At 42.0% G+C, this 13,259-nt stretch carries 14 protein-coding genes; 5 read left to right on the top strand and 9 right to left on the bottom strand.

The features are described 5' to 3' along the window. Positions 1 to 27 precede the first annotated feature (27 nt). The 3 genes from BM266_RS12750 to BM266_RS12740 form a co-directional block, all read right to left on the bottom strand. On the bottom strand, positions 28 to 1,287 hold the full coding sequence (locus tag BM266_RS12750; RefSeq protein WP_175494808.1) for an acyloxyacyl hydrolase: 1,260 nt from the start codon (positions 1,285 to 1,287) through the stop codon (positions 28 to 30). A gap of 463 nt (positions 1,288 to 1,750) precedes the next feature. Continuing rightward, positions 1,751 to 2,074, bottom strand: coding sequence for a type II toxin-antitoxin system PemK/MazF family toxin (locus BM266_RS12745; protein WP_093410372.1), 324 nt, complete (start codon positions 2,072 to 2,074; stop codon positions 1,751 to 1,753). Further along, entirely contained in the window at positions 2,065 to 2,310 is a 246-nt protein-coding gene (locus BM266_RS12740) for an AbrB/MazE/SpoVT family DNA-binding domain-containing protein (protein WP_093410370.1), read from the bottom strand. The genes BM266_RS12745 and BM266_RS12740 overlap by 10 nt, the downstream gene beginning before the upstream one ends. A 422-nt stretch (positions 2,311 to 2,732) precedes the next feature. Here BM266_RS12740 and BM266_RS12735 point away from each other — a divergent pair, with 422 nt between their 5' ends. Together BM266_RS12735 and ltrA are read left to right on the top strand one after the other, a co-directional pair. After that, on the top strand, positions 2,733 to 2,927 hold the full coding sequence (locus BM266_RS12735; RefSeq protein ID WP_093410368.1) for a hypothetical protein: 195 nt from the start codon (positions 2,733 to 2,735) through the stop codon (positions 2,925 to 2,927). A 107-nt stretch (positions 2,928 to 3,034) separates the two neighbouring features. After that, positions 3,035 to 4,297 carry a group II intron reverse transcriptase/maturase gene (gene ltrA / locus BM266_RS12730; RefSeq protein ID WP_093410366.1) on the top strand — a complete coding sequence of 421 codons (1,263 nt, stop codon included), beginning with the start codon at positions 3,035 to 3,037 and terminating at the stop codon, positions 4,295 to 4,297. A 661-nt stretch (positions 4,298 to 4,958) separates the two neighbouring features. Here ltrA and BM266_RS12720 read toward each other — a convergent pair. The 3 genes from BM266_RS12720 to BM266_RS12710 form a co-directional block, all read right to left on the bottom strand. Then, entirely contained in the window at positions 4,959 to 5,975 is a 1,017-nt protein-coding gene (locus BM266_RS12720; RefSeq protein ID WP_093410362.1) for a glycosyltransferase family 4 protein, read from the bottom strand. 164 nt (positions 5,976 to 6,139) lie between these two features. Continuing rightward, positions 6,140 to 6,568 carry a DUF4268 domain-containing protein gene (locus BM266_RS12715; protein WP_093410360.1) on the bottom strand — a complete coding sequence of 143 codons (429 nt, stop codon included), beginning with the start codon at positions 6,566 to 6,568 and terminating at the stop codon, positions 6,140 to 6,142. A gap of 2 nt (positions 6,569 to 6,570) precedes the next feature. Next, the gene (locus tag BM266_RS12710; protein WP_093410358.1) at positions 6,571 to 7,239 is read right to left on the bottom strand and encodes a ZIP family metal transporter; all 669 of its coding nucleotides are present in this window, start codon (positions 7,237 to 7,239) and stop codon (positions 6,571 to 6,573) included. 178 nt (positions 7,240 to 7,417) lie between these two features. On the opposite strand from BM266_RS12710, the gene BM266_RS12705 reads away from it, so the two are divergent. Then, entirely contained in the window at positions 7,418 to 8,569 is a 1,152-nt protein-coding gene (locus BM266_RS12705; RefSeq protein WP_093410356.1) for a THUMP domain-containing class I SAM-dependent RNA methyltransferase, read from the top strand. A gap of 187 nt (positions 8,570 to 8,756) precedes the next feature. Here BM266_RS12705 and BM266_RS12700 read toward each other — a convergent pair whose 3' ends face one another. The 3 genes from BM266_RS12700 to rlmD all read right to left on the bottom strand — a co-directional run bounded on the left by BM266_RS12700 (position 8,757) and on the right by rlmD (position 11,483). Next, positions 8,757 to 9,461, bottom strand: coding sequence for a DUF6048 family protein (locus tag BM266_RS12700; RefSeq protein WP_093410354.1), 705 nt, complete (start codon positions 9,459 to 9,461; stop codon positions 8,757 to 8,759). After that, the gene (locus tag BM266_RS12695) at positions 9,427 to 9,957 is read right to left on the bottom strand and encodes a DUF6452 family protein (protein ID WP_093410352.1); all 531 of its coding nucleotides are present in this window, start codon (positions 9,955 to 9,957) and stop codon (positions 9,427 to 9,429) included. The genes BM266_RS12700 and BM266_RS12695 overlap by 35 nt, the downstream gene beginning before the upstream one ends. Positions 9,958 to 10,052: 95 nt before the next feature. Further along, positions 10,053 to 11,483, bottom strand: coding sequence for a 23S rRNA (uracil(1939)-C(5))-methyltransferase RlmD (gene rlmD, locus BM266_RS12690; RefSeq protein ID WP_093410349.1), 1,431 nt, complete (start codon positions 11,481 to 11,483; stop codon positions 10,053 to 10,055). 166 nt (positions 11,484 to 11,649) lie between these two features. Between rlmD and rocD the strand changes: the two genes are divergently transcribed. Beyond that, complete coding sequence (gene rocD, locus BM266_RS12685; protein ID WP_093410477.1) at positions 11,650 to 12,894, top strand: ornithine--oxo-acid transaminase; 1,245 nt, start codon at positions 11,650 to 11,652, stop codon at positions 12,892 to 12,894. 87 nt (positions 12,895 to 12,981) lie between these two features. Continuing rightward, positions 12,982 to 13,259 (top strand): transposase (locus BM266_RS12680; RefSeq protein WP_139220641.1); only part of this gene is annotated, 278 nt, incomplete at its 3' end.

Raw genomic sequence — 13,259 nt, 5'->3', positions numbered from 1 at the left:
TCCCGGATAATTCTGTTTGCGTGATTCCTATTTATCCCGTTTTTGAAAAGTATAGGCCAGCCGGAAGTCTATAAACTCTGCTATATGCCGGTGGGCCAGTAGATTAAAGCCTGCACTGAAGTGGCGGTTTATGCGGTACTGCAAACCCCAGCGGTGAAAGATGCGGTCGTAGTAAGGTGTTTGGTCAAACACGTATATGCCCAGGCGCTGGCTAAACTGAAACCGGCCCAACAAAAACTCGTGCCCAAGCATCAACCCCGCTTTCACCGGACTGGAATTAAGTCCTTCTCTGCGAAGTTTGTCCTTCAGTTCTTCATCCTGGTAGGCTTCGGCTCCCACCGTGAGCATGCTCAGACTACTTACCTGCCTTCCGGCCTGCACCGCTAGCCCGCCCAGTAAGTACTTTTTGCGATCACCGGCTTCATCATAGCCATTGCGCATGGTGCCCAGCAAAGCGACATCGTAGCGCGTAGAATAGTTTCTCCAGTATTTTTCAGTACTCGGAGTGCCGGTGTACCATGGGCGTGAGGAAGGCTGGTAACTTACCGCAATTCCGGCAGTGGGCCAGTTTATGCCTTTGTTCGGTTCGCGGCTGCCCCCATTAGAAATGTGCTGATAATTCACACTGGGGTTGAGCCACCACCGGTCTGATAGCCTTACCCAGGCGCCGACACCAACAAGTAAATAAGTACTCACGTGGGTGCTGTACGACTGGTTCCCGGGGTTGGCGATGCTATCATATGGATTTGTTAGGTACGAAAGTCCTGCTGCGCCTTTAAAGGAGAAAAGCACCCTGTTGTTAATCCGGTAGGTGGGTTCCAGAAAGTAAGCTGCGGTGCCGCTTTTGCCCAATAAATCAACATCGTAATCGTAATATGCCAGCATTACTCCCTGACGGGGATAGCATCGGCAGAGGGCATAGGTAGCGGAATCGTTGCGCTGCCAGCTAAGTATAGTTTCTATTCCGGTTGGCCGTGCTCCCCTGGTATTTTGCACCTCTTCAGAATGTGCGAAAATAAAGCCATGCTGTGCCCCCAGACCAATCGAGAAAAGCGGTTTCTGCTTAGCTGTATTTTCTGTTACTGCTACAGTATCTGTTTGGGCAACAGCCTGGAGTGTAGCACATGCAAAAGAAATAACTACCCAAAGCCATAGCCGTGCCGATACCTGCCTCGCTAAAGACCGATTCCATCTTCCGGCATTTAAGTAGCCTATTTCGATGAAGTTTTTAGATATCATGAAGCTAATCCAAAGATTAGTGTCAGGAATAGTTCTCTTAGTTTTCATCTGTTTATATTTTTCAACCAGGATTAGGAATAGGCACAGGTTTATAATTCTACTCCTGTACGTTGCCATTTTTTGGTCCAGACGCATGCTGGTCTCATATCGTGATTTTCTCACGCTTAGCACTTCTCTGGTGATTTCTTTGAGACTAATTTCCTCTTTTATTTTAGCTAGGTAAGAATTGTAGAAAAGTCAGGTTCTTTAGTCTTTTTAACTTTGACCTTATTGGAGTCTGCCAGATCTTTAAGAAGTTTTTTAGCTTTAGGATTTCATATATCGATTCGAAAGGTTTCTATTTCTATAAAGCTAAGAATTATTTTCTAATTTAGTTTTGTCCTTATAACCAACAGTTGTGGTGGTTAAGATACAGATTTGTCTTATTTGGTTTTAATTTCTTGATTTTTGAAAGGCCCTTCCTCTGTCGTAGTTGAATTTAACAGTCAGGCGGTTGGAGTTTCAGTACTTTTTAGTCTACAAATGTTTCTTTCAGTACTTCTTTACATTTTCGAATCTCAGGTTTGGTTAGAGAATCAAAGACTTTTATAATTCTTTGCTTATCAATTGTCCGAATTTGGTCAATTGCTATCATTCCTTTTTTGTCATTTTTTTTGATCGAAATTCGGGTTGGATATTTTTTGAGATTTGTTGTCAATGGAGCTACCACAATAGTTCTCAAATATTTATTCATTTCGTTTGGCGAAATAATTACACAAGGTCTGGTTTTCTTAATTTCACTGCCAACTGTTGGATCAAGATTTACGAGAATGACTGAATATTGCTTTAGTTCCATTCATCAAAGTTTTCATCCTCAAAAACATCATTCATAAGAAGTTCATCATCCTTATTATCTGCCATTTCCTTGAATTTATCTTCCCAATTTTTTCTTGGGGATTCTATAGGTCGAAGTATGATTTGTTCTTTTTCCAAAATCAGTTCTACTTTATCTTTTATATGATACTTTTCGAGGATTGTTTTGCTCAATCTTAGTCCTTTTGAATTTCCAATTTTGATAATCGAAGTTTCCATAACTTTATATTTTGTAAATACAAAGTTATTACTTTTTATTAATTCATGAAATTAAGTTCGGATTTTGTGAGTATTAATAACAACGTCCCGTATAAAAACTCTGCGAGCTGTCCAGCCTGCTTGTCCGCAGGTTCCGACCGAAGGGAACAGCGCAGCACAATCCGCTAAGCAAGCGAGCACCGACTTTCAATTCGAGACAGGTTTTAGCATTGTTTTTATATACTGTGTGTGCCCAGCATGGGCATCTTTTAATATATCGAAGATATATTATTAATCTAGAGGGTGCAAGTCCCTTATGGGCCGGGGTGACGCCCTGAACCATTAGTAAGCTGCAAGGTTGCCAACTGTGAAGTTGGAACTGAAGGAAGCGGGTCTACAAACCCTGGTACTGACGAACAGGAACCGGATTTGAGGCTACAAGGTTGGATGAGCAAGCACATCATTGTGATGTCCTAAACATTTCTTCTGAAATGAATACCGAAGTAGTAGATCCGGCAGGAATCAGGGGAAAGAAGATGTTCTTACCTGGGGAGATCTCCATAGCCACGGGATGGCTTGGTGGAGAAGTCAGCCGAAGTCGTAGTAGCCAGCCACCTGATAGGCTGGTGAAGGACTGAACGATAATGGTCTTTAATGAACCTTGGAGTTATTTTATGTTACGGATAGTCTTCCAATAGAATAATAGCCTTCGATCAAGCGAGACAGCAAATCCATTTTAATACTAATGATTAAAGAATTAACAAGTAAAAAGAACCTAAACCAAGCCTACCGCCAGGTGTATCGTAACAAAGGAGCAGCAGGGATAGATAATGTCCAAATAACAGGACTACAATCTATCTTACAAGCTCACGGGAAACAATACGCCGGGCAGATAGAACGAGGGGAATATCAGGTGTCTCCCATACTGGGTGTGGAAATTCCAAAAAGCAACGGGAAGAAACGTTTACTCGGAATTCCTACAGTTGTTGACAGGGTGTTTCAGCAAGCATTACATCAGGTTTTGCAACCAGTATTTGAGCCAGACTTTCAAAAACACAGTTATGGGTTCAGACCAAACCGCAATGCCCATCAGGCGGTTGCACAGAGCCTGGAAAATATAAATTCAGGTTATAGGCACATCGTGGATATTGACTTAAAGAGTTTCTTTGATGAAGTGGCCCACGATATTCTATTAGAACTGATATTCAAAAAGGTAAAGTGTAGGGCAAGCCTGAAGCTTTTGCGATCATTTTTAAGAGCACCGATACAAATCAACGGCAAATTGCATAAACGTAGAAAAGGAGTTCCGCAAGGTTCTCCCTTAAGTCCTTTGCTCTCCAATATCCTGCTCAATGAGCTGGATAAAGAACTGGAAAAGCGAGGGCACCGCTATGTAAGATATGCCGATGATTTTAGTATTTACGTTCGAAGTAAACCCGCTGCGAAACGCGTAGGCAATAGTATCTACAAATTTCTTCGGGACAAACTCCGACTCCCGATCAATAGGGAGAAAAGTGGCATACGTAAGCCTTTAACCTTTCAGGTACTGGGATTTGGTTTTGTACCAACCTACAAGAAAAGAGAAAAGGCCAAGTATCAGCTTGTGGCAGAAGCATCCAAATGGGATACATTTAAGTCAAAACTTAAATATATTACCAAAAAGACAATTCCTGCAAGCTTTGAAGAGCGTATCCACAGAATTAACTTATTGCTAAGGGGCTGGATAAATTACTTCAAACCGGCATCCATTCAAGGAAAGCTTAAAAAGCTGGAAGAATGGCTAAGGAATCGTTTACGGTATTGCATTTGGCATCACTGGAAAAAGCCCGAGAGGAAGAGGAAAAACCTTATTCGATTGGGAATTAATCCAGATCAAGCCTATGCCTGGAGTCGTACCCGAATGGGTGGCTGGGCGGTAGCTCAAAGTCCCATTTTGCGTACCACCATTACCATAAAACGCTTAAAGATGAAAGGTTATGTTAGTTTAATCGAATACTATAATCGATAAGTTCCATTATCGAACCGCCGTATACGAGACCCGTACGTACGGTGGTGTGAGAGGCGCACTCCGTCAATTAACGGCGGAGCCGTCTACTCGATTGTAAGCCGTTTTTAATTTGCGGTCTTCCTTAGTTCCTTGTATATTTTAATAGTTATAATTATCAATAATTGCAATCCCACAAAAGATGCTCCCAGCAATAAAACACCCAAAGAGCTGCCGCCTTCAAAATTAGATCTGTCGGAAAAGATAAATATTAAAAAGGCGGTATAAATAGATAGAAATATAAGATGCATTTTATAGTCAGACGTTATCGCCTTAATTATTAGAAAAGCTAATAACATCCCATACATCATATAAAGTAGAGAAAATTCGTGGTCAGTCGGAATCATAAGAGTTTCATTTGGTCAGATTGCTTAAGGCTCTTTTTTAATTAGTCCTTATTAAGGATAAGTGGCAATTAATGGCTTACAACTCGTTATATCCGCAGCAATATACACTTTTAACATAAATAAATTCGGGATAAACGCAGGTTTTGCTGCTTTTTATACGATTCCCTTAAGAATTTAAGGAAGCTTGTTGGCCGAAATCTTAGCACGCTATTGATCATTTGTTAAATACCTACTAGGTCACCTCGTGTTTGAGCCCAGATAATACGTGGTATCAGGCGCTACATTCCTGGGTTTAATATGCGCTCATATACCGCTAAATAGCCATCGATCATTTCTTTTCTGCTAAATTTTGAAAACGCCCATTCCCGGCAAAACTTTCTGCTTATCGAAGATATGCTACTAACTGCTTCTGCGGCTTCCGCAATGTTATCCACGAGAAAACCGGTTTTTTCGTGAACTATCAATTCAGGCATAGAGCCCAGGTTGAATGCAATAACCGGGGTTCCGCACATCATAGCTTCGGCTACGCTTAAACCAAAAGGTTCTTTAAAACTTATGGGGTGTAACAGGGCATAAGCTCCCCCCATAAGTTGATCTCTTTCCCTCGGCCCCGAATTGCCTACAAATACAATATCATCATTGTTAATCAACGGCTTTATCTTGCTGTCAAAATATTCCTGGTCCTGGATTAAGCCCGAAATGATCAGCCTTCGTCCCGATTTTTTGGCAATCTCAATAGCTTCGAGAGTACCTTTTTCGGGATGAATTCTGCCAAAAAACAACAAATAATTTTCTGATCTTTCCTTAATGGTAAATTCATTGTCGTTAATACCATTATACACAGTGGCCGTATAATCAAGCTCCGGACTACGGTCTGAATTGCTGATGGAAACATAATAACCTGTCTTGTTATATTTTTTATAGACCTCGAGAATTTTTTCTGAAGAAAACCCGTGTATGGTGGTAAGCATAGGGGTTTTAATGAGCCTGGAATAGCTAAGCGGAAGAAAATCGAAGTGGTTGTGTATTAAATCAAATTTGCCTGCCTGCTCCATCAAATTGCTGATGTGAAGACATTCCCACACCTTGGGATCCATCTGTGGATCCTCAGCCCAGGCATTTTCTGAAACATATTCCAGTTTGCCTTTTGTAATGGAATTTCCGGTAGCAAACAAGCTAACGTCTATGTTTCGCTCTACAAGCCCTTCAGCAATATTTGAAGCAACCTGCTCCCAGGGACCGTACTTTACCGGGGGCGTTCGCCACGCGATAGGAGATAGAAGTGCGATTTTCATTTTCTATACCTTGTGTAAATTATTAAACAATGATTAGTAAGGTTTATGCAGAACTTAAGAACACAGTTAATACTACAGCAAGATACAATTTAGAATGCAGAATTTTCTGAATGCTATGGCCAGGAGAATGTGGGCCCCTTATCCTTTAAAAATGACGTAAGATTCTACGCGCTAAGATAATCGCGGTATTCTTCAAAGAAAGATTCCAGCTGAAGCATATGCTCATTTAAGAATTTCATCACCTCGGGCCATTGCTGCCGGTTGTGAATATTCACCCCGTCCAGCTGCACATAAACCCTGGAAATCGTCTTTCCTTCGGGCAGTTCATAATCTTCTTCAAAGATGGCTTCCGGTAGATATTCATTCCTGAGGATCTGCTTTAAGCTAAGCAGTTTTTCAAAATAATAGGCGCGAAAGAGTTCATCGGGGTCGATAACGTCCAGGGAGACCTGCGCAAATTTGCGGTTGAAGGTGAATTTAAGCTGAATCTCCTTCTGTTTGGTATCATAGAGAATCCACTTCGTCCTGTAAACTATCCCGAAACTTGTCCAGAACTGCTGCCGTAATTTTTTACTTTCTTCCTTACTGAACATTCTTATATAAAATAGGCCAGCAGGATACCGGCAACGATCACCAACAATTTCGAGGCGTTAAACTTATGATTTCTTGAAGCTTCAAAAAGGATTGTGGTGGAGACGTGCAGAAAAATTCCTATCACTATCGCATTAAGATACACCGAACTCTCTTCGATAAGCGGAACATTCATCTTTAAAAAGCTACCCAGCGGAGTCATAAGCGCAAAGATCCCCAAAAACAGAAAAACCTTCCATTTGGCAAGTTTTGAATGTATCAGGAAAACCGACAAAATTGCGGCTACCGGAATCTTGTGGATCACCACTCCGTGCAATAAATGTCCTTTTTCATCAAGCGGCACACCTTCCAGGAGCGCGTGAATACTAAGACTTACCAGTAACATTAAGGGGAAAGCGGTGCTTTTATCGGTGGTATGCAAATGCCCGTGTTCCACCCCTTTGGAAACAAATTCCAGTAGGATCTGCAGTAATAGGCCCAGCATGATATAAATGCCAATCCCGTCTATTGCTTCTGCATAAACTTCGGGCAGCAATTCAAAAACGGTTACCGATAGGAGGTAAGCCCCACTAAAGCTCAGCAGTAATTTAAACCCGGTAGAAGTTCCCGGATTCATAAAACGTGAAATAATATAGCCGATAAGAACCGAAACTAAGGGTAGTAAGTAGATCATTAATTGCTGAATATGCTAGATGTTTGTCGGTTTATTTCCTGAAAATTACGCGGCACCGACTCCATTTTTCTCTCTAGCTGCTGCTTAAAATGTAAAAGATACAGCCCTTTCATTCCTTTCCCGTTCTTCGGCACATCCGCCAAAATTAATGTATTTTTGCCATCTCTAAAAAAGCGATATGGATAATTTTAAAATGATAGCCAAGACCATGTATGGTTTTGAGCCAATTCTGGCTAAAGAATTGCTGAGTCTTGGTGCTATGGATATTAAAGAAGGCACCCGAAACGTGAGCTTTTACGGCGACCTGGGCTTTATGTATAAGGCAAATCTCTGCCTGCGTACCGCCATTAAGATCCTGAAACCTTATCGCAGCTTCAGGATCAATTCTGAAGAAGAACTCTATAAAAACATCTATGCGCTGCCCTGGGAAGAATTTATGGGCGTAGACGATAGCCTGGCTATCGATGCTACCGTTCACTCTGAAATTTTTACGCACTCCCAGTATATTTCCCTAAAAACCAAAGATGCTATCGTAGACCGATTTCGGGATAAATTCGGAAAACGCCCCGATGTAGATCTCGATTTCCCTACGCTGCGCATCAATGTGCATATCGAAAAAAACTTCTGTAATGTTTCTTTCGATAGCTCCGGGCAATCTCTCCATAAACGAGGGTATAAAACTGCTACCAATATCGCCCCCATCAACGAAGTTCTGGCCGCCGGGATGTTACTGCATTCAGGATGGGATGGTCAATGCGATTTCCTGGATCCCATGTGCGGAAGCGGAACCATTCTCATCGAGGCGGCAATGATCGCCTGTAATATTCCGCCAAACCTGAATAGAAAGGAATTCGCCTTCGAAAAATGGAAAGACTGGGATGAAGCCCTGTTTGAACAAATAGAAAATTCTGTGCTTAAAAAGGTGAGGGAATTCCACTTCAGCATTAAAGGCTACGATAAGGCACCATCAGCCGTACATAAGGCCATAGATAATATTGAAAATGCTAATCTTTCAGAATTCATAAAAGTGGAAAGACAGGATTTCTTCGAATCTAAAAAAGAAGGAGAGCGGCATCTTCATATGGTATTTAATCCGCCTTATGGCGAAAGGCTGGATATAGATATGCCTGTTTTCTACAAAGCTATAGGAGACACCCTTAAACAAGGCTACCCCGATACCGATGCCTGGTTTATCACCTCCAATCTGGAAGCTCTTAAGCACGTAGGCCTGCGACCCTCAAGAAAAATAAAACTATACAACGGCGCCCTGGAGTCTAAGCTTCTAAAATACCAGATCTACCCTGGAACCAAAAAACGAAAGCGAATGTAGTTTTTGGTCTTTAGTCCTTAGTTTTTAATTCGCATGTCATCCCGGACCTGATCCAGGATTTCATCCTGATTGGGTGTTAGAAATTAAGGGATTATGTAGAGTGAAAAGAGGGAATTAGAAGGAGAATAGAGAGAAAAACCACCCACAACCGAGAACCCTCTACCGTCTAAAGGCAAAAGACTAACGACTACTTCTTATAAATAGGGATCAGATAAGAAATTCCATAACCATAACCCACCCCAAAGTTACTATCGTCGTAAGTACGGTTAAAGCCGGGAATGGTGAGGTTGTCAAAGTTATTCGGCGTTTTTTGAAAAAGCCTGCGTTTTACCTGGACATTCGCCGTGAGATAAAGATTGTTAAGGATCTCAACCTTCAAACCTCCAATTAATTCTATCCAGCTGGCGTTAAGTCCGCTGTTTTCTATCATTTCATTTCGCACATCGGGTCCGAAAAATTGGGAAGTGTTGTAAATGGTGTATTCGTGTAACTCCTGTTTAAAAGTGGAAAACCCATAACGCAAACCGGCAAAGATCATATTCTCCATCCCGGTCCAGTTTTCATAAGCGTTGTAATCTACCCCGATTTTGACATATTGACCGGTAGAGACCACGCTGATATTATCTTCAGAAAAAGGAAGGCTTTCCGTCCCGATTTCGGCCGCGGCATAGAAATTATCATATACCCGGTAATCCCCCATGATCTCGAAGCCATCATAATCATCCTGAAAAAAACTACGGGCCAGTTTGCTAAGGTCGGTTCCTACCCGTATGCCGTATTTTTCCCGCTGATCTATGGTATCAAGGGCTGTAGGTTCCTGAGCGAACAAAAAGCCTGTTGCCAGCAAAAAGATCAGGCTAGTAGAAAATAGAGATATGGCGGTTTGTTTCATCTTCAACTTCGGTTTGTTCTATAGTATAGGTTTGAATCCAGGGCTCATCGTCGCCGGCGTCTATGTTCAGCCTAAGGCCGGAATAAATCACTTTATAAGCACAGGCACGGTTCACATAAACCTGCTCCCGGCCATAGGTGAATCTTAAAATATCGGTGTTTGGGATAAGGATATTTGGATCATCCTCATCCTCATCTTCATCGATCTCCCTGGCATTTATGGTAAATGCATATTCGGTGTTATCTTCAAAGGTTTTTAGCGGAATTGCGATACTATCAACATTTACCCTGTTGAGAAGAATGGTATCTCTTTCCTGGTCCCAAACGCGTAAATTAGTAGGAGACCGGGTTTCTTCCGGTTCTTGGACATCAAAGAATTTTATGATAAGCAGGGGAGTGGTGTTGGTGCTGGCAGGACATAGATCATCACGCTGGCAGCCAGAAACAAAAAATATTCCTAAGCCAACAAAAATGATATTTAAAAAGACCTTTTTCATCTAAACATATATTAGCCTTATTAGGTTGAGATTTATCCGTGTATGCATCCGGCAGATTGCCAAATGCTTTTAAACATTAGCCTAAACTTCACCCCTTATTGCCTCCGGGAGCTTCCCGGCCGGCTTTCTAAACATACCACATTTTCTACGTGGTGAGTTTGCGGAAACATATCTACGGGTTGCACTTTAGTTACCTTATAATAATCGTCCAGCATTGCCAGATCCCTCGCCTGGGTAGCCGAATTACAACTCACATACACAATTCGCTTTGGCAAGATACCAATTATTTGGGCTACCACATCTTTATGCATTCCGTCCCGCGGCGGATCGGTGATGATAACATCAGGATGCCCGTGTTCATTAATAAAGCTTTCGGTAAAGACCTTCTTCATATCCCCAACGTAGAACTCGGTGTTGGTAATTCCGTTACGTTCGGCATTTTCCTTGGCATCTGTAATAGCTTCCGGAACTGCTTCAACTCCGATTACCTTTTTAGCATTTTTAGCCACAAACTGGGCGATGGTTCCTGTCCCGGTGTAAAGATCGTAAACCAGTTCATCTCCGCTTAGATCGGCAAAGTTTCTCGTAACCTTGTAAAGTTCGTAAGCCTGTTCCGAGTTGGTCTGGTAAAAGGATTTCGCGTTTATTTTGAATTTAAGGCCTTCCATCTCCTCAAAGATATGGTCGCGTCCTTTATAACAAATAACCTCCTGGTCGTAGATGGTATCATTCCCTTTTCCGTTGATCACATACTGAAGCGAAGTGATCTCCGGAAATTTTTCGGCCAGGGCATCCAGAAGCAACTGCCGTTTTACCTTGTATTCTTTGAAAAACTGAATCAATACCATAAGTTCTCCGGTAGAAGTGGTACGTATCATCAGGGTACGCAACAAGCCACTCTGTTCCCGGGTATTGAAGAATTGAAGGTCGTTTTCTGTAGCGAATTCCTTTACGAAATTCCGAATCGCATTGCTGGGGTCTTCCTGTAAATGACATTTTTCAATATCCAGGATCTTGTCCCACATCCCCGGAATATGAAAACCTAAAGCGTTCTTATCCTTAATGTTCTTCCCGCTCTGGATCTCTTCTATAGTAAGCCATCGGCTGTCACTAAAGGAAAACTCCATTTTATTCCGGTAGAAATATATCTCTTTGCTGCCCAGGATAGGAGTGACTTCCGGTAACTCGATCTTTCCTATGCGCTGCAGGTTATTTAATACCTCGTTCTGCTTGTATTCCAGTTGGTACGTATATTCCATATTCTGCCACTTGCAGCCTCCGCAAACCCCGAAATGCTGGCATACCGGCTCGGTGCGTTTATCAGATAAAGTATGGAAATTAACCGCGGTGCCCTGGTAGAAGGCACGGCGTTTTTTAGTGGTTTGCACATCGGCGACATCGCCGGGAACTGCATTGTCTATAAAGATTACTTTTCCGTCCGGGGCCTTGGCGATACTCTTGCCTTTAGCACCGGCATCTATAACTTCAACAGCTTCAAAGAGCTTGTTTTTATTCCTTCTTGCCATAGCGCAAAAATAGGATAATTGCTAAGATTTATTAGCCCGGCTTTTGAAAAATTCAGGAAACATTTAGTAATTTGCAGGAATTCAAAATTTGGATGATTTCTCTCCGAATCTGAAGTCTTTCAGCTTAAAGAAGGAATTGCAAAAAAGTAATATAAAATTATTTAAAATGCCATTAACCAAAATTTCAACTTCAGAAGAAGCGATTAAATTAGAAGACAAGTACGGAGCACATAATTATCACCCGCTGCCTGTGGTTTTAAGCCGTGGCGAAGGCGTGCATGTGTGGGATGTAGAAGGAAAGAAATACTACGATTTTCTCTCAGCTTACTCTGCGGTAAACCAGGGGCATTGTCACCCAAAGATAGTTGAGGCGCTTTGCAATCAGGCAGCTAAACTTACGCTGACTTCCCGCGCGTTTCACAACGATGTGTTGGGGCCTTACGAGAAGTTTGCTTCAGAATATTTTAATTTCGACAAGCTGCTGCCTATGAATACAGGTGCAGAAGCGGTTGAAACCGCTATTAAGATCGCCAGAAAATGGGCTTATGAGAAAAAAGGTGTAGAGGAAACCCAGGCCCAGATCGTGGTTTGCGAGAATAATTTCCATGGAAGGACAACTACTATCATCTCTTTCTCCAATGATGAAGGAGCCAGAAAAAACTTTGGACCTTATACTCCCGGATTCCTGAAGATTCCTTACGATAACCTCGAAGCCCTGGAAGAAACGCTGAAAAGCAATAAAAATATCGCAGGATTTATGGTGGAGCCAATTCAGGGTGAAGCCGGAGTTTTTGTGCCTTCGGAAGGTTACCTGAAACGCGCAAAAGAAATCTGTGAAAAATATAACGTGTTGTTTATCGCCGATGAGGTGCAAACTGGCATCGCCCGTACCGGAAGATTACTGGCGGTAGACCACGAAGAAGTAAAACCCGATATCCTTATCCTCGGAAAAGCGATTTCAGGCGGAGTATATCCTGTATCTGCTGTTTTGGCCGATGATACGGTGATGGAAGTGATCAAACCGGGACAACATGGTTCTACCTTTGGAGGAAATCCATTGGCCGGAGCTGTTGCTACTGCAGCACTTGAAGTAATAAGGGATGAAAAACTTGAAGAAAATGCCGAAAAAATGGGGGGACTCTTCCGAAGATTGCTTAATGATTACATTAGGGATTCAAAAATTGTAGACCTGGTACGAGGAAAAGGTCTCTTGAACGCCATCGTTATCAACGATTCCCCTGAAGGAGATACTGCCTGGAATATTTGTATGGCCCTAAAAGAAAACGGGCTCCTGGCAAAACCAACCCACGGCAACATCATTCGTTTTGCGCCACCTTTGGTGATGAACGAGGAACAACTAAGAGATTGTGTTGATATAATTACTACTACTCTTAAGGAATTTGAAAAGTAAAATTCTGTTATGATTTTATAATGAAGAGGCTGTCTAAAAAGGCAGCCTCTTTTTTGTATAATTAAGTGATCATGTTTATTTTTAAGCATGAGCAGCAAAGTAGTATACAAGACTTACCAACAGGACCAGTTAAGTCTTCTTCCTCCCAGTTATGATGATTTAGTTCCCAAGAATCATCCCGTACGAATAGTAAATACAATTATTGATCATATAGACATCTCTGCTTTGGAGAAGAGCTATAAAGGTGGTGGCACTTCAAGCTATCATCCGCGGATGCTTCTCAAAGTTGTTATCTATGCCTATTTACGCAACATTTATTCTTCCCGAAAAATTGAACAAGCCCTGCGGGAGAATGTTCACTTTAT

Origin of the sequence: Salegentibacter flavus (genome assembly GCF_900115145.1) — a bacterium.
Lineage (GTDB): Bacteria > Bacteroidota > Bacteroidia > Flavobacteriales > Flavobacteriaceae > Salegentibacter > Salegentibacter flavus.
This window is presented reverse-complemented; position numbering and strand designations above follow the sequence as displayed.